General features: G+C 42.9%; 12 protein-coding genes. 5 read left to right on the top strand and 7 right to left on the bottom strand.

From position 1 onward, the window contains the following. Positions 1-39: 39 nt before the first annotated feature. Positions 40-816 (bottom strand): acetylglutamate kinase, encoded by a 777-nt coding sequence (gene argB / locus PR833_RS18765; protein ID WP_004924569.1) that lies wholly within the window; start codon positions 814-816, stop codon positions 40-42. A gap of 30 nt (positions 817-846) precedes the next feature. Beyond that, entirely contained in the window at positions 847-1,851 is a 1,005-nt protein-coding gene (gene argC, locus PR833_RS18760) for an N-acetyl-gamma-glutamyl-phosphate reductase (RefSeq protein ID WP_102781204.1), read from the bottom strand. Positions 1,852-1,952: 101 nt separating this feature from the next. Here argC and argE point away from each other — a divergent pair, with 101 nt between their 5' ends. Both argE and metF read left to right on the top strand, forming a co-directional pair. Beyond that, positions 1,953-3,107, top strand: coding sequence for an acetylornithine deacetylase (gene argE, locus PR833_RS18755; RefSeq protein WP_040132560.1), 1,155 nt, complete (start codon positions 1,953-1,955; stop codon positions 3,105-3,107). A 228-nt stretch (positions 3,108-3,335) separates the two neighbouring features. Next, complete coding sequence (gene metF, locus PR833_RS18750; protein WP_004924579.1) at positions 3,336-4,220, top strand: methylenetetrahydrofolate reductase; 885 nt, start codon at positions 3,336-3,338, stop codon at positions 4,218-4,220. 58 nt (positions 4,221-4,278) lie between these two features. Here the strand turns inward: metF and PR833_RS18745 are convergent, their stop codons facing one another. The 5 genes from PR833_RS18745 to metB form a co-directional block, all read right to left on the bottom strand. Beyond that, positions 4,279-5,382, bottom strand: coding sequence for a TPM domain-containing protein (locus PR833_RS18745; protein ID WP_014657258.1), 1,104 nt, complete (start codon positions 5,380-5,382; stop codon positions 4,279-4,281). Then, positions 5,379-5,972: a LemA family protein gene (locus PR833_RS18740; protein ID WP_004924584.1), complete on the bottom strand. Its 594-nt coding sequence runs from the start codon at positions 5,970-5,972 to the stop codon at positions 5,379-5,381. Before PR833_RS18740 ends, PR833_RS18745 begins: the two co-directional genes overlap by 4 nt. A gap of 399 nt (positions 5,973-6,371) precedes the next feature. Then, positions 6,372-9,011, bottom strand: coding sequence for a phosphoenolpyruvate carboxylase (gene ppc, locus PR833_RS18735; RefSeq protein WP_004924587.1), 2,640 nt, complete (start codon positions 9,009-9,011; stop codon positions 6,372-6,374). 393 nt (positions 9,012-9,404) lie between these two features. Next, positions 9,405-11,846, bottom strand: coding sequence for a bifunctional aspartate kinase/homoserine dehydrogenase II (locus PR833_RS18730; protein ID WP_042117148.1), 2,442 nt, complete (start codon positions 11,844-11,846; stop codon positions 9,405-9,407). 11 nt (positions 11,847-11,857) lie between these two features. Continuing rightward, on the bottom strand, positions 11,858-13,018 hold the full coding sequence (gene metB / locus PR833_RS18725) for a cystathionine gamma-synthase (protein WP_014657255.1): 1,161 nt from the start codon (positions 13,016-13,018) through the stop codon (positions 11,858-11,860). A gap of 314 nt (positions 13,019-13,332) precedes the next feature. Here metB and metJ point away from each other — a divergent pair, with 314 nt between their 5' ends. The 3 genes from metJ (at position 13,333) to PR833_RS18710 (ending at position 17,216) form a co-directional block, all read left to right on the top strand. After that, the gene (metJ, locus tag PR833_RS18720) at positions 13,333-13,650 is read left to right on the top strand and encodes a met regulon transcriptional regulator MetJ (RefSeq protein WP_004924597.1); all 318 of its coding nucleotides are present in this window, start codon (positions 13,333-13,335) and stop codon (positions 13,648-13,650) included. 175 nt (positions 13,651-13,825) lie between these two features. Further along, the gene (locus tag PR833_RS18715) at positions 13,826-14,578 is read left to right on the top strand and encodes a hypothetical protein (protein ID WP_004924598.1); all 753 of its coding nucleotides are present in this window, start codon (positions 13,826-13,828) and stop codon (positions 14,576-14,578) included. A 460-nt stretch (positions 14,579-15,038) separates the two neighbouring features. Further along, positions 15,039-17,216, top strand: coding sequence for an autotransporter domain-containing protein (locus tag PR833_RS18710; protein ID WP_272526416.1), 2,178 nt, complete (start codon positions 15,039-15,041; stop codon positions 17,214-17,216). The last annotated feature ends 61 nt before the right edge of the window (positions 17,217-17,277 follow it).

Here is a 17,277-nt window from a genome sequence, read left to right as displayed (position 1 = left end):
ATTCATTCTTGGTGGTCGCGCCAACCAAACGCATCCGCTTTAGGATGCTAAAATCCGTGTGCCAATAGCAGTACCGTTAAATAGAGCTGGTAGTTGCTCTGCATGACGCCAACTGGCGATATCGACAGGACGTTGCAATGTTTTGGCTGCCTCTAATGCGGCATTAACTTTTACGATCATGCCGTCCGTGATAATGCCTTGTTCAATTAACTTCTGTGCTTTTTCCGTTGTCATTTCATTAATTTTTTGACCCTTGCCATCAAGGATGCCACTGACATCTGATAGCAATACGAGATCCGCATTTAACGCTTGTGCGATGGCTGTTGCGGCTTGGTCGGCATTAACATTCATCAATAACCCTTCTTCGGTCACGCCGATGGAACTAATGATTGGTAAATAGCCTGCACCGAGTAAAAGTTGTAATAATTTAGCGTCACCCGGTTTTGCATCGCCGACATGCCCAAGTTCGTCATTTAATTGAGTGACAACAGCACTTTGCCCATCCCCCAAAGATAACCCGACTGCTTGTAACTGATATTTCGTTGCCCACGCCAACAATGTTTTATTGGCGGTGCCAGCCAACGCGCCTGTGATAATGTCTATCTGATCAGCAGGCGTCACACGCAATCCTTGCTTTTTAACCACCGGTAGTTGCAGCTTTTGCATTAGCTCATCCACCAAGCAACCACCACCATGCACGATCACTAAAGGTCGTTGATGAGATTGACGATAGGTTTGTAATGCATTAAACAATCTTTCAAGCGCTTCTTCGCTATCGAGTAATACACCGCCCAATTTAATCACTAATGGTTGCATGGGGTTTATCCTTAAATAAGTTCGTTGGCACTAAAATAGTGATTGCGTTTCATTGAAACCGAAACGAATATTCATGCACTGCACAGCTTGCGCGGCAGCCCCTTTTAATAGGTTATCTTCTGTTCCGACTAAGATCAGGTGCTCACCTTTTAACACAAAGCCGATATCACAAAACGGTGTGCCTACCACTGATTTCAGGGCAGGAACACCTTTTTCATACAAACGGACTAATGGCTTATTTTGATAAGCATCTTTGAATACTTGACGAATTTGTTCGTCTGTCACTCCGCGATTCACTTTGCAGGTAATGGTGGCCAAAATACCGCGTGAAAAATTCCCCAAGTGCGGAGTAAAAATAACTTCACGACCTAAATGGGTTGCAATTTCGGGTTGATGGCGATGCGTGAAGATGCCATAGGGTTGTAAACTCACTTCACAAAAACTGTTGGTCATTGACGCCTTACGACCTGCCCCAGAAACACCACTCGTCGCATTAATCACTGGCCACATATGGTCATCGAGTAACTTGGCGTCGATCAGTGGTTTTAGTGCTAATTGAGAAACCGTTGGATAACACCCCGGCACGGCAATTAACTGTGCTTGACGAATTTTATCGGCTTGCCACTCAGCTAAACCGTAAACTGCTTGATTTAACCACTGACTGTTTGTATGTTCGAAACCATAATATTTCGGATAGAACGCGGCATCTTGAACACGATAAGCCCCAGACAGATCAAATACGACACACCCTGCTTCTAGGAACTGAGGCGCAATGTCATGGCTAACTTCGTGAGCGGTTGCAAGAAAGACAACATCAATACCTTGTGCCGCGGCTGCAACATCGGTTAATGGCAACACGGGCATATCGATAATGCCTTTATACTGGGGATGCAACTCAGAGAAGCACTTACCTGCATCAGCACTTTGCGCTGAAACCATCAATCCCTGAAGGTTTATTTCAGGATGACGCTGCAGATAGGCTGCCAATTCCGCTCCAGTATAACCACTGGCCCCGATAATGAGTGTGTTCAACATAGATTTCTACCTTGTGCTCGTGACCCAAACAGTTTAATGTGTATTTTTATTCAAATAAAGTGCATGAATATTGATACTATTATGGATAAAGGCTGTCAACAGTGAATATTAAATTACCTGCATTTATTGAGATTTATCGCCAATTAATTGCCACTCCTTCTATCAGTGCTACTGATGCGCAACTCGATCAGAGTAATAAAGCCTTAGTAGAATTACTGGGTGGATGGCTGGAAACCCTCGGATTTACGGTCAATATTCAACCTGTACCGGATACCCGTGATAAATACAACCTACTTGCCTCAATAGGGGAAGGAAATGGCGGCCTAATGCTGTGTGGGCATACCGATACAGTTCCTTTTGATGAAGGGCGTTGGAGTAAAAACCCTTTTGCGCTATCAGAGCATGACGGCAAGTTATACGGTCTCGGCACTGCCGACATGAAAGGTTTTTTCGCTTTCATTGTCGATGCCTTACGTGACATTGATACCCGTAAATTAACTCGCCCATTGCATATACTTGCAACCGCAGATGAAGAAACCTCAATGGCAGGCGCGCGTTACTTTGCAGCCAGTACACAACTTCGTCCTAATTTTGCCATTATTGGGGAGCCGACCTCATTACAACCGATACGTGCGCACAAAGGGCATATTTCGAATGCCATCCGTATTACGGGGCAATCAGGTCATTCAAGCGACCCAGAAAGAGGCGTGAATGCTATCGAATTAATGCATGAGTCTATTTCACATCTGATGACGCTACGTAATACATTGAAAGAGCGTTATAACAATCCTGCTTTTGTGATCCCTTACCCGACGATGAATTTTGGTCATATTCATGGGGGTGATGCGGCTAACCGTATTTGTGGATGCTGTGAATTACATATGGATATTCGTCCATTGCCGGGGCTGACCTTGCAAGATTTGGATGAGCTATTAAATGAGACGTTGGAGCCTGTAAAAGCAAGATGGCCAGGACGCTTAACAATTGAGTCTCTCCATCCCCCTATTCCTGGGTATGAGTGCCCAACGGATCATAAAATGGTGGCTGTGATTGAACAGTTACTGGGTCAGAAAGCTGAGACGGTCAACTATTGCACTGAAGCGCCGTTTATTCAGGCGCTATGTCCGACACTTGTGCTCGGCCCTGGCTCGATTGAGCAAGCGCATCAACCTGATGAGTTTATCGATATGAAATTTATTGAACCGACTCGCCAACTGCTCAGCCAACTGATCGAACATTTCTGCCTGACTGAATAAAAATGTGTTGCGCGCAATAACTTCGGGTTATTGCGCCATTTGTTAACATGAATTTTTTTCCAGTTACGACTGAAAAACCCTCACAACACTATTTCATTTAAGTGTTGACTCTGCATGAATATCCGGTAATCTTTGTTTAGACGTCTAAACGTATAGACACTTAAATGGATATAATAAACTATCGATACCATAATGGTTTCGCTATATACAAAGTCATGAGGTCAGGGTATGAGTTTCTTTCACGCAAATCAGCGCGAAGCGCTAAATCAAAATTTAGCTGAATTAGATGGACAAATTAATGTCTCTTTTGAATTTTTTCCGCCGCGCACTGAAGAGATGGAACAGACCCTTTGGAAATCTATTGATAGGTTGAAAAACCTCAAACCAAAATTTGTCTCTGTTACTTATGGCGCAAACTCAGGTGAGCGTGATAGAACCCATAGCATTATTAAAGATATCAAAGAAAAAACAGGGTTAATCGCTGCGCCTCATTTAACCTGTATCGATGCAACACGCGATGAACTCAGAGAAATTGCACGTGATTATTGGAACAGCGGTATCCGCCAAATTGTTGCATTACGCGGTGATCTTCCCGATAACAGCCGTAAGCCAGATATGTATGCAGCCGATCTCGTTGAGCTGCTCAAAGCAGAGGCAGATTTTGATATCTCCGTAGCGGCTTATCCCGAAGTGCACCCTGAGGCCAAAAGTGCACAGGCTGACTTAATTAGTTTGAAAAAGAAAATTGATGCAGGAGCCAACCGTGCGATTACGCAATTTTTCTTTGATGTAGAAAGTTATTTGCGTTTTCGTGACCGCTGCGTCGCAACAGGTATTGATGTTGAAATTGTCCCCGGTATTTTACCTGTTTCAAATTTTCGCCAACTTGAGCGGTTTGCCAAACTAACCAATGTACGAATTCCATCATGGATGAGTAGAATGTACGAAGGCCTTGATAATGACCCTGAAAGCCGTAATTTGGTGGGTGCTTCAATCGCCATGGATATGGTGAAAATTTTAAGCCGTGAAGGGGTGAAAGATTTTCACTTTTACACCTTAAACCGTTCTGAACTCACATATGCGATTTGCCACACGCTTGGTGTAAGGCCATAGCCTCTATCTCCAAATAGTATGAAGGCCGCACTTTGCGACCTTCATACATCTTGTTTTATTACCAACTCCCTGACGCACCGCCACCGCCACTGGATCCACCACCACCTCCGCTGGAACTATCACTTGATGAACTCGATGAACTCGATGAACTCGAAAAGTCTGATGAGCTAAAAGAAGAAGAGGGTAAATAATAGTAACGGCAAATATCATGCCATTCCCGTCGTTGTTGTCGGTAAGTAGGCGAAATGGTATGGATCACAAGAAACAGTATTGGAGTAGCAAACATGCTCCCTACCACAAAAAATAGCGCCACAAACAGGAATAAAATAGGGCTAAAATCTCCTTCTAGCCATATCGCCAATAACATGAGTGCTAAATAATAGAGTATCGTCATCAACAAGGTACTAAATAACGAAGGAAAGTAGTATTTATATTGATAATACTTTTTCAGCTTGGCTAACTGTTTCTGTTTCTTTGCCCGTTTGGATTTACTCGCATACTCTATGCTATAAATTTCTTTTTCAAGATATAGCCGACGCTTTTTAGTACCATAAAATAACATCGTAAAATAAGCTGCGATAAATGATATAAAATAGAAAAGCTTATAATGTTCTACACTCTTTGGTAGCACAATTCCATTATGCACTTCCCCCATTTGATAGTCTGGTGCCTCATTCATCACATTAATCGCACGAGATACGCCATTTTGGATCCCAGCGTAATACTGGTTGTCTTTAAAATCAGGTATCATACTTTGACGAATGATACGCCCAGCAATCGCATCGGTCATGACCCCTTCATAACCATACCCAACTTCAAAGCGCATATTGCGATCGTCTATCGATACAACCAGCAATACACCATTATTTTTGCCTTTTTGGCCTAACCCCCAACGATTAAACGCGCGTAATGAAAATTGCTCTATTGTTTCATTGCCTGTAGTTGGAACAATATAAACAACAAATTGTGTGCCATCACCACGCTGCTTTTCAAAATTTAATAACTGGCTATTTAAAGTGTGGTATTGCGACTCACTTAATAGGCCTGCACGGTCGAGCACCCTATCACTACCTAATGCAGGGAGTTGAATTCGCTGCGTAGCCCAGCTTCCACTGCTAAATACACAGAACAATAATAGCCAGATCACATGCCGATATTTCAATTAAAATCCACCGTAGGTACTGTTTTTATCGCCTGTTCGTTATCTGCTTTAAAATTCGCTTTTGCAGAATACCCAAAATAACTTGCAATCAAGTTGCTAGGAAACTTTCTGATTTGTGTATTGTATTGACGAACGGCTTCAATATAACGACCCCTTGCAACGGTAATACGATTTTCAGCGCCTTCCAGTTGCGTCATTAAATCTTGATATAATGGGCTGGCTTTAAGATCAGGATAACTTTCCGATATGGCTAATAAACGGGATAATGATTGCCCTAATTGTGCTTGTGCTTTTTGATACTCCGCTAAAATAGCCGGATCTGATAATGCACTTGCATCCACTTTAATTTGCCCCACTTCCGTCCTTAATTTCACAACTTCCATGAGAACTTTATTTTCATAACCAGAGTAACCTTTTACCGTATTGACTAAATTCGGAATAAGATCAGCACGACGTTGATATTGGTTAATCACTTCGGATGCGGCAGCGTCAACAACCTCATCATTTTGCTGAATACTATTGTAGTTGGTAACGACAATGACCGAAATAATAATGATAAGAGCTAAAATGGAGATAATCAGTTTACGCATTGTGATGACACTCTATCCTTCGTATATCCATTGTTGAGCACAACAGAAATAAATTGAATCTGACCTACATTCATCATTCCATTAATTCATCGATAGAAAGTGAATAGTTTGATATATGAGCGAGCTAGCTCTATTTAGTACAGAACTAATCCCTATTTTAGCAACTTAACATAAATATTGATAAAATTCTTGCCGTCGATTTAAATAAGATAAGCGATATCACGCGGTAAAACGAAATACAGAAAAATGTGTCGGACGCTGTCAATTATTCGTCAATAGATAAATAAAAAAGAAGGCCCCATTTCAACTTGGCAGCCTTCTTACTGTTGTCGTACGTGATGTGATATTGCACATTTTATCGGCCAAACCAGCGCATTGATCTGGCCAAAATATTATCTTCTAGCCGGTATTACGCATCCCCGCTGCAACGCCTGCAATCGTCACCATCAACGCTTGCTCAACGCGAGGATCCGGATGCTCTTGCTGGCGAGAACGGTGTAGTAGCTCGGCCTGTAAAACGTTTAACGGGTCCGTATAAACATTACGTAAAGCAATTGACTCCGCAATCCAAGGTAAGTCTGCCATTAAGGCTTCATCTTTGGACACCGCCAGCACACTCTTAATATCTTCAGAGAGCTGCTCACGTAATTTCACACCCAGAGGCCAAAGGCGCTCCTCCACTAAACGGTGATCATAATATTCAGCCAGCCACAAGTCAGCCTTCGCATAAACCATTTCCAGCATGGCGATACGGGTATTAAAGAACGGCCATTGTTGCCACATTTCATCTAATATGGCTTGTTTGCCTTCTTTCTCAATCACATATTTTAACGCTGCTCCCGCCCCTAACCAAGCAGGCAACATGAGGCGATTTTGTGTCCATGCAAAAATCCATGGGATCGCACGTAATGTCTCAACGCCCCCCGTTGGACGGCGTTTTGCCGGACGAGACCCCAACGGCAACTTGCCTAATTCTAGCTCTGGTGTTGCAGCGCGGAAGTAAGGTACAAAATCAGGCTGCTCACGAACATAATCACGGTACATCGCACAAGAAACGTCAGAGAGGGTATCCATCACTGATTTCCACTCTTGTTTTGGCTCCGGTGGCGGCAGTAAATTAGCTTCTAAAATCGCGCTTGCATACAGCGCAAGGCTGCTAATCGCCACTTGTGGTAGACCAAACTTAAAGCGGATCATTTCACCTTGTTCAGTCACTCGTAATCCCCCTTTCAGGCTGCCCGGCGGTTGTGACAAGAGTGCTGAATGAGCGGGCGCACCACCACGGCCAATAGTGCCTCCACGTCCATGGAACAAGGTTAAAGTGACCCCTTCTTTGTCGCACAACTTAATCAGCGCATCTTGTGCACGATATTGCGCCCATGATGCCGCCATCACCCCAGCATCTTTTGCCGAATCAGAGTAGCCAATCATGACCATTTGGCGGTCATCAATCAGCTCACGATACCACTCAATGCTCAAGAGTTTTTGCATAACACTTTCAGCATTATTCAAATCTTCAAGTGTTTCAAACAGAGGTGCGACAGGCAGGCGAACGGATGCCCCCGCCTCTTTGAGGAGCAATTTAACGGCCAGAACATCGGAAGGAACTTTCGCCATCGAAATGACGTAAGCTGCGATGGAGTCATTTTTCGATTCTGCGATCACGCGGCAAGTTTCAAATACTTCTGCCGTTTCAGGGCTTGGTTGCCAATGACGAGGGATCAACGGCCGACGAGATTGTAATTCAGACAGTAAAAAGGCTTGTTTTTCCTCTTCACTCCAAGCTGCATAATCCCCTAACCCAAGATATTGCGTTAATTCAGCAAGCGCTTCTGTATGGCGAGTACTTTCTTGGCGAACGTCAATGCGAACGAGTTGCAAGCCAAAACTCCGTATACGACGTAACGTATCGAGTAACTGCCCATTAGCAATAATGCTCATACCACAGGCCATTAACGATTGATAACAGGCATATAGTGGATCCCACAATTGGGCATTGTCGGTCAGTAAATCGGCTGGTGGTAGTGCTTGTTCGCCTTTTACCTTGCGTTCTAAATACTCTAATGTGGAAAAGAGTTGGCTACGCAAATTTTTTGCAATTTGCCGGTAAGGTTCATCTACCTCATCTCCCCCAGCGAGCGCCCGTAACTCAGGTGTCGCTTCGGTCATGGACAGTTCAGAAACCAACACTTGGATATCTTTTAAAAAGAGATCTGCGGCTTTCCAACGGCTAAGTAGTAATACATGGCGAGTCACTTCCGCAGTCACATTCGGGTTACCGTCGCGGTCTCCTCCCATCCAAGAAGTAAAACGAATTGGGTTTGCTTCGACGGGCAGTTCAGCACCAATTGAGTCTTCTAATTGCTCATTAAATTCACGTAGGAAAGCCGGAACCGCTTCCCAAAGTGAGTTTTCAACTACGGCGAAACCCCATTTGGCTTCATCAATTGGCGTTGGACGTATTTTACGGATTTCGTCAGTGTGCCACGACTGAGCGACCAACTGGCGTAAACGACGCATGATATTGTTGCGTTCGTAATCAGCCAGATCATCATGATCGAGTTGTGATAAGCAGGTATTCACTTCAACCAATTTATGGATCAAGGTGCGGCGTGCGATTTCAGTAGGATGGGCCGTTAGCACCAATTCGATCGACAGTTGGTTAACCGCTTGACGAAGATCACTATCGGTAAAGTTTTTCTCTTTTAAACGACTAAACAGCTTTTTAAGTGCCACAGGGTTACTCGCTGCTTCACCATGTGGCGAAATGCTATGATATTGTTCGGCAACGTTTGTCAGGTTCAAAAATTGGTTAAATGCTCTTGCAACCGGTAATAGTTCATCATTAGATAGGTTTTGCAGTGTCATCAACAGCTTTTGGCGTTGTACTTCATTGCCTGCACGCGATGATTTTGACAACTTACGAATTGATTCGACTTTATCGAGGATATCCTCACCTAATGCTTCCTTGATTGTGTCGCCAAGTAGCTTACCCAGCATACTGACATTACTGCGCATTGCGGAATATTGCTGATTCATGAGACTCCTGACCTTGTGCTTTTGGCAGAATGCTACCCCGACCTAAGTTTGCTGACGGTTAACAAACTGCGACCTAATTTCCTGTAATTAAATTTCAACCAACTGCGATAGAATTATTGTTTTGTGATGCAGTCGCCAAATTTTACCCTTGCCTCTATATAGATATCAGAAAAAAAGCGCTTTGGGGGATTTTTCTGAAATTTAATTACACCCTCATTCTTATTAGTTTTTCTTATTTAAGTCTTGTTTTAGCGCAATATATTGTCGATTCAGCACTTTTAAGACATGAATCTTGCTTAAGATTTAAATCATCAGAACAAAAAGGCAAAAAATAAAGAGGAAAAAATTAAGCGGTAGATAGGCACCGTCGCCGATGCCTATCTTTAAACGAAATTAAAGTAGTTGTGAAAGGCGATTAAGGTCGGATTGGATCGCCCCCGCGGTAACATCACGACCGGCGCCGGGCCCCCGTATGACTAATGGATTATCACGATACCAACGACTTTCAATAGCAAACACATTATCACCCGGCAGCAGCGATGACAGTGGATGATCAGGCTTAACTGCCTCTACACCAACCCGAGCACGCCCTTTTACCGCATCAAACCGTGCAACATAACGCAACACCATTCCCATTTCTTGAGCCGCTTCTAAACGTTGCTGCATCTGCTCATTGATAACTGCACTATTTTCAAAGAACTCATCCAAAGAGCCAGACTCTGCTTGGGCAGGTACTAATGATTCAACACGCACATCACTCGGCTCAATTTCATAACCTGCTTCACGCGCTAAGATGATCAATTTACGCATCACATCTTGCCCTGAAAGGTCAATGCGGGGATCTGGCTCCGTCAAACCTTGCTGCCATGCTTGTTCCACTAATTCACTAAACGGCACTGAGCCATCGAATTGTAAAAACAGCCACGATAACGTCCCTGAGAAAATACCACTTATCGCTAAGATGGCATCACCACTCTCTTTCAGGTCACGTACTGTATAGTTAATGGGTAACCCAGCCCCAACTGTCGCGTTATATAACCAATGGCGGCCAGTTTTCGTAAAAGCATCACGTATTTGACGATATTGTTGGGTTTGTGCGGCTCCCGCAATTTTGTTCGCACTGATGACATGGAACCCATAGCTGGCAAAATCCACATAGCTTTCAGCAAGAGATTCGCTCGCGGTCACATCAAGCACGACTAGATCATCATATGGATGGGCGCGCATCCATAAAAATAGATTATCATCTTCATGCTCGACAGCTTCATCATCAAAGAAAGCGAGTGCTCGGCTTGGATCAATGCCTTGATAATTCAGTAAACTACGGCGGCTATCGACTACCCCTGCTAGGACAAAATCAAAATCACTGCGTGCCGAGATATTTGGTTGCTCGGCAGCAAAAAGCTCCAACCAACGCGCACCAATATTGCCCTTCCCAAACAAGACTAAGCCAATGCGTTTTTCAGCACGGAAGAGGCTTTGGTGCATACCTTGAATTAAAGGGTCGGTCTGGTTTGAACGCAATACTGCGACGAGGCTGATCCCCTCTTCTGAGTGCCAAACAAACTCGACAGGTTGATCTTTTAACTCCTCATAGAAACGATGGCTATGCAGTGGGTTCTTGCACACCCCAGCCCCCACCAATGCAACTAATGAAAAACCTTCACGAAGTGATAAGGTGCCCGGTAACCCAGCTTCTTCTAAAACATTCAGTGCACTTTCAACCACTTCTGAGGTATAGCAGAATTGTAATAAGTTCCTATCTGAGTGGATGCCATGCGCCAGTGGCCGTAACTGAGTACGTTTTAATAATAAGTCGATATCTTTATATATCTGATTAAAATCGCGCCCCTGTGCCAGCCTCAACTCAATTAGGCAAACATCATCATGGCTAGTGACTATTTTAGCACCTGTTCCTGAAGCCAAAACACGCTCAATCTTTGTCGAACCCTGCTCAGGCTGATAGCTACATCTTAACTGTAGATCGATATTACTGACGGAAACGGGTTGCAACGTGCGAGTGTGCAGCACCGGCGCAGCAAGACGAGCCAACTCACTTGCCTCATCCAGCCGCAACAATGGCAGTAAACATGCGTCTTTGATTTTACGAGGATCCGCACTGTAAACCCCCGCCACATCACTCCAAATGGTGACTTTCTCGACCCCTGCTAATGCGCCGACTTGTGTTGCAGAGTAATCGCTCCCATTACGCCCTAGTAGAACAGTCTCTCCCGCATGGTTACGAGAAATAAACCCTGTAACAACAAGGCGATGCTGAGGATATTGCACTAAAATCTGTTGTAATAAATGGCGTGATTGCGATTCATCGACCTGAGGCTGAGCCGCTCTTTCTGCACGTAAAAACATACGTGCATCAAGCCAAGCACTTTGCATACCCGCCTCTTCTAATACTGCCGACATGAGACGAGCAGACCAAATTTCACCATGACCGACCACTTCAGCGTAAGAAGCATCATTAATAGGTTTATCTAACAAAGCGCTTAAGCGTTCGAGATCTTCAACAAACTGGCGATTTAATTGTTCTGCTTTTTCTTCAGGCAATAGCCCATGGATCAATTCTTGCTGATAGCGACGTAAATATTGTTGAACTTGATGAGCCGAAATGCGATCACTTTGACTCAATTTCAACCAATTAATAAGCTGATTTGTTGTACTTCCAGCGGCGGACACGACCATTAAGTCACCAGATTGGCTATAATTCGCCATAATGTTGGCAACTCGCTGATAACATTTTACATCGGCTAAACTACTCCCCCCAAACTTATGTAACTGGCGATGGCATGGCCCCGCCTCGACTGCTGTCAGTACACTCATCAAATACTCCACTAACGTTGTGCTGCTATCCTAAATGCATTGTCTAAATCTGCAATGAGATCTTGGCTATCTTCGATGCCCACAGAAATGCGCAATAAACTATCTGTGATCCCTGCTGCCGCCCGAGCCTCCGCCGACATACCTGCATGTGTCATGGTGGCAGTATGCGAAATAAGCGTTTCAACACCACCTAATGACTCAGCAAGTGTAAATAATGACAGTGTACTCAAAAACCGACGTAACTGTTGTTCATCGCCATTAAATTCAAAACTCAACATCGCCCCAAAACCTTTTTGCTGTTTCACAGCAAGATCATGGCCGATATGATCTGCTAACCCAGGATAATATAACTTTTTCACCAACGGTTGGGCTTTAAGATAATTGACGATTTCTTGGGCGTTCGCCTGCTGCTGCTTAATTCTGGGTGACAGCGTTCTCATTCCTCTTAACAACAGATAACTATCAAATGCCCCACCAGTGACGCCAATATTATTCGCCCACCATGCTAATTCTATGGCCCATTTTTCCTCTTTGGCAATCACTGCCCCCGCAATAATATCTGAATGACCATTAAGATATTTTGTACAAGAATGCACCACAAAATCGGCACCTAACGCGATAGGTTGTTGTAAGACAGGGCTTAAAAACGTGTTATCTACAACAACAAACGCCCCTGCATCATGCGCTAATCGTGCAATCTGCTCAATATCATAAATACTTAATAGTGGGTTACTTGGTGTTTCAATTAAGACTAACTTCGGCTTTTTCGCTAACGCCGCAAGAAGCTCTGATCGGTTATTTTGATTAATAAACTGAACCTGATAGGCTCCCCGTTGGTGCTGGCTATTAAATAAACGATAGCTCCCCCCATAACAATCATGTGGGGCTACCAAGAGATCACCCGGTTGCAGAAAAACAGTGCATAAAAGATGTAATGCCGACATGCCGCTGTTGGTCATTACCGCACCGCTGCCGCCTTCAAGTTGTGCAAGTGTCCTTTGCACAATATCGCGCCCAGGATTACCTCTACGCGAATAGTCATGAACTCGAGGCTCATTAAAGCCGGTAAAATTATAAGTACTCGATAGGTAAATAGGGGGCACGACGCAGCCAAACTGCGAGTCTTCATTTAATCCATTGTGAATAGCGATAGTCGACGGTTTGAGGGCCATAAACGCTTCTCCTGATTGACGGTGAGTCAAATAATACCCACTGGATGTTTGGACGTCAATATATCTAGACGTCTAAACCTCTTTACGTTTATATCAAGTAATGGAATAATCATCCCTAATGATTATGCGTAAATTGATTGTAATTTGCGCAATGTAAATTAACGCATTAATTTAAAACAGAAATTATGATAATTTATGTGATGCGTATACTAACTTATATGTCGGTTTGAGATCTGAGATTATTCATATTTGTTCTTTGAAAGATGACGGGCATATTATTTTTTTATTATTGATGAAACTAACCAAGGTAACTCATGGCTGAATGGAACGGTGAATATATCAGTCCGTATGCTGAGCATGGCAAAAAAAGTGAGCAAGTTAAAAAAATTACAGTCTCTATCCCATTAAAAGTGCTGAAAATTTTAACTGATGAGCGCACTCGTAGACAAATCAATAACTTGCGTCATGCAACGAACAGTGAATTACTGTGTGAAGCTTTCTTGCATGCCTTCACTGGACAGCCGCTGCCAAATGATGAAGATTTGCGTAAAGAGCGCAGTGATGAAATTCCTGAGGCTGCAAAAGAGATTATGCGTGAATTAGGTATTGACCCAGAAACTTGGGAATACTAAACGCTATCCCCTTATCTTATTCGTCTTAATTGGCGAAGAGTGATCAATCACTAAGATAAGGGGAATTATTCCTATTTATTTCTATTTCAGACTTTCCTTCAAGCTTTATTTTTTGTGCTTATTTACACTTTACGTGCTTCTTCCATAGAAAATAAAATACGTAAGGATTAAAGTCATGAGCTCCTATTTTCAAGCTACTGCGACGTTATTCGGTGCCGCTTTGTTGGTCACTACTGGCTGCTCTTCTTATCCACGACAAGTGGTAGACTCTCGCTCAGATGTGGCATATGAAGCACAATCTACATCCAGTGCAAAAACATTGGGTACACAATGGGGTGAAGATATCCGCTCTTCCGTCCAAGGCGTGACAGCCACTCGCATGACGAATCAACCCTATGATACTGTCACTATTTATTATCAAGGTGAACGCGTACCAAATCATGCTTACACCCAACCTTATATCAAGGTATTTCCTCTCTCTGTCGCAGTAATCAATGAGTATGGGCAACCAATGCCAATTTACCGCAATTCCCAAGGGCAATATAAACTGCCAGCCACTGAGGGTATGCGCTATACATTGCGGATCCTAAATAGCGATAGAAATAAAACTTATGAGGTAGTGACAACGGTCGACGGCCTTGATGTCCTCAATGGGCAAGCAGGTTCTTACCAAAATAATGGTTATTTAATTCGACCAGGCAAAAAACTGACCATTGAAGGTTTTCGCAAGAATAACAACCAAGTTGCCGCATTTCGTTTTGCAGCGCCTGAATCATCCTACGTGAATCAAAACGTACAAGGCGATGAACGAAATATTGGCGTTATCGGTATCGCTTTTTTTGAAGTGCGCGAAACCTTACCATTATGTGACGCTAATCCGTTCCCAGCGGATACACAATATGCACCGGCACCTTGCCGCAAGTATTAATAGCTATATAGGACAATTAGCGTATTAACCAATACGCTAATATTGGTGTAATATAAATTACTCATAATCTCCAAATTAAAATTAATTGTTCCTCATTAAAAACAAAAAAAATGACTTTGTTAGATTAAAATTCAAAGTCACAAGCGATAAGTATCATTATTACTGATTTAATATTTTTCTTATTTACATTTCTATTATATAAAAAATACGCTTTTCTTTAGAAAAAAATATTTATATTGAGCACTATTCTTTCATAGACATCCTAAAACACAATATTCAACACCCTGATTCAGCTTATTATTTTGATTTAAACCCAAACTCAACATTAAACGTTTTGTTTATTTTTCATTCTATTATAATGAGCTAATAATTGTCGAGGTAATATTAGAACATTTACTTAACAAGTAATTTGATAACTCATTATCTCATTCTACTTCCTACTATTATTACGTAATAAATTATGAGAAAAAATAAAATCAGCACATTTGTCGCTATTGGTATTTCATTACTAGCAGCACAAAGTTATGCGGCAGAAAAACCACTTGAAATAGAAAAGAAAATAAATTTGGATAACCGAAAAGGATTTTATTCTGAGGCATTGCATATTTCTGCAGATGGCAAAATCATTGTTATGAATCTTGCTAGCGATACGCAAAGAGACAATCTTTTCCGTTGGACTGAAAAAAGTGGTCTGGTGAGCTTAGGAACACTGAAATCAGATAATAGTGGCAGCATATCAACCAATGGCATATCAAAAAATGGTTCAGTTATCATCGGTTATTCAGAGACTGACGATGGGCAAGGTAATGCATTTCGATGGACTGAAAAAACGGGGATACAAAGCTTAACCCCAAATGCACACTCCTATGCACAAGCTGTTTCTGATGACGGAAGCGTTATTACGGGCCAGATATTTACAAATGATGGCAGTCACTTAGGAAATGCCTTTATCTGGACTGAAGATAAGGGCATGCGTAGCTTAGGGACACTAAAAAGCGATAATTCAGGCCGTTCCGATCCTAATGGCATCTCTGCGGATGGTTCTACTATTGTCGGTGATTCAAGCACTGACAGTAATGCGATGAATGCTTTTAGATGGACAGAAAAGACAGGAATGCAGGGGTTAGGCACCTTAAAATCTGATGGTTCCGGTAACTCTGCAGCCAATGCGACTTCTGCAAATGGACTCGTTGTCGTTGGCTTCTCAGACACCGATAACAACCAAAATAATGCTTTCAGATGGACAGAAACCACAGGCATGATTAGCCTCGGTACACTTAGAGCGGATAAAAGTGGTCAGTCCAGTGCTGATTTTGTCTCAAAAGACGGCTCTGTTGTGGTTGGGAGTTCAGATAGTGAGTTTGCCCATGAACAACAAACTTTCCGTTGGACAGAAAAAACAGGCATGGTTAGCCTTGGTTCATTAAAAGCCGATAATTCTGGATTCTCCGAGGCTCTTGATATGAATGGGAGTGGTTCTGTGATTGTTGGCGAAGCCTATAATGATCACAATGAACTTAGTGCGTATCGCTGGTCTGAAAGTACAGGGATGGTTGGTTTAGGCACCCTAGCATCTGATAATAGAGGCTCCTCAACGGCATATGCCGTTTCCGAAGATGGCTTGATTATTGTTGGTGCCGCTCAAACAGATGAAGATGATATCCATGCAACCCTTTGGAAGATCAAGGGTTCAGAAACTGAACCGAATATCGTGACCGTTGACGCCACTCATTCAAGCTATGCAATGTCACGCACGGCAAACCGAGGGTTTAAAGTTCTCGATTTTTATCAAAGTAGTTTAAATCATTTAAGTAATAGCCGTTGCCAATTAGGCGACAGTAGCTACTGTGTTGGTCTTTTCTCTCAATATGATAGCCTAAGTGATAATCATCGCGTTGCAACTGGTCTGTATAGCGCATTACGTTTACCTGCTGAAAATTGGACTGTCGGTGCAGCAGTGAATTTTGCTCATAATACGACCTTAGCGGATAATTATGACACCCGAAACAATAGCCGCCCTGCTATTGGTTTATTCACTCGCTATCAACAAAACCTGAATAACAACGGTCTATATGCAGACTTATCCGCTTCATATCTAAATCAAGATGTCCGTATCACTCGTGATACATTGAAAAATACAGAAGCAGGGGAAGGAAATGCAACCATCAAAGGCTATCAAGCACGCCTAAGTATTGGTTATGGTCTTCCATTAACCTCTCAGACGCGGTTAATGCCTGAAGTTGCTTTATCCTATAAAAAAATTAGCCGTAGCAGCTATACCGAGACCAAAAATGCTGAATTTGCAGCAGAATATGGCCGTATGGGTAACAAACGTACCGACCTACAATTAGGAATGAATATCAAACATAATCTCAATGAGGTATTCCAAGTAGATGGTAAGATTGGTACAGATATTAAACTCAATAGTGATCGTGATGCGTTTACGGGTTACATCCCTTATGTCGGTGCGTATACCTACGATAAAGGTGATGAGCGTACTGTTAACCCTTACGCAGTTGCAGGGCTCAATATTAACGTTACCCAAAACTCAACAATACGCACCAGTGTCGGTTGGCAACAAACTGACTACAAACATGACAGTGTAAATGTAGGTTTAGGCTATTCTTATCACTGGTAAGAACCCAATGGCTGGAAGGCGTTAAATGATTTTCAGCCATATTACCCCCATTAAAAAAGGG

Origin of the sequence: Providencia sp. PROV189, assembly GCF_028480065.1 — a bacterium.
In the GTDB taxonomy this organism is placed as follows: Bacteria; Pseudomonadota; Gammaproteobacteria; order Enterobacterales; family Enterobacteriaceae; genus Providencia; species Providencia stuartii.
This window is presented reverse-complemented; position numbering and strand designations above follow the sequence as displayed.

What these genes read in the sequence shown, in the direction of transcription:
- metJ (WP_004924597.1), top strand. Translation starts at nt 13,333, where the DNA reads ATGGCTGAATGGAACGGTGAATATATCAGTCCGTATGCTGAGCATGGC.
- metB (WP_014657255.1), bottom strand. Translation starts at nt 13,018, where the DNA reads ATGGCCCTCAAACCGTCGACTATCGCTATTCACAATGGATTAAATGAA.
- ppc (WP_004924587.1), bottom strand. Translation starts at nt 9,011, where the DNA reads ATGAATCAGCAATATTCCGCAATGCGCAGTAATGTCAGTATGCTGGGT.
- PR833_RS18740 (WP_004924584.1), bottom strand. Translation starts at nt 5,972, where the DNA reads ATGCGTAAACTGATTATCTCCATTTTAGCTCTTATCATTATTATTTCG.
- argB (WP_004924569.1), bottom strand. Translation starts at nt 816, where the DNA reads ATGCAACCATTAGTGATTAAATTGGGCGGTGTATTACTCGATAGCGAA.
- PR833_RS18730 (WP_042117148.1), bottom strand. Translation starts at nt 11,846, where the DNA reads ATGAGTGTACTGACAGCAGTCGAGGCGGGGCCATGCCATCGCCAGTTA.
- metF (WP_004924579.1), top strand. Translation starts at nt 3,336, where the DNA reads ATGAGTTTCTTTCACGCAAATCAGCGCGAAGCGCTAAATCAAAATTTA.
- argC (WP_102781204.1), bottom strand. Translation starts at nt 1,851, where the DNA reads ATGTTGAACACACTCATTATCGGGGCCAGTGGTTATACTGGAGCGGAA.
- PR833_RS18715 (WP_004924598.1), top strand. Translation starts at nt 13,826, where the DNA reads ATGAGCTCCTATTTTCAAGCTACTGCGACGTTATTCGGTGCCGCTTTG.
- PR833_RS18710 (WP_272526416.1), top strand. Translation starts at nt 15,039, where the DNA reads ATGAGAAAAAATAAAATCAGCACATTTGTCGCTATTGGTATTTCATTA.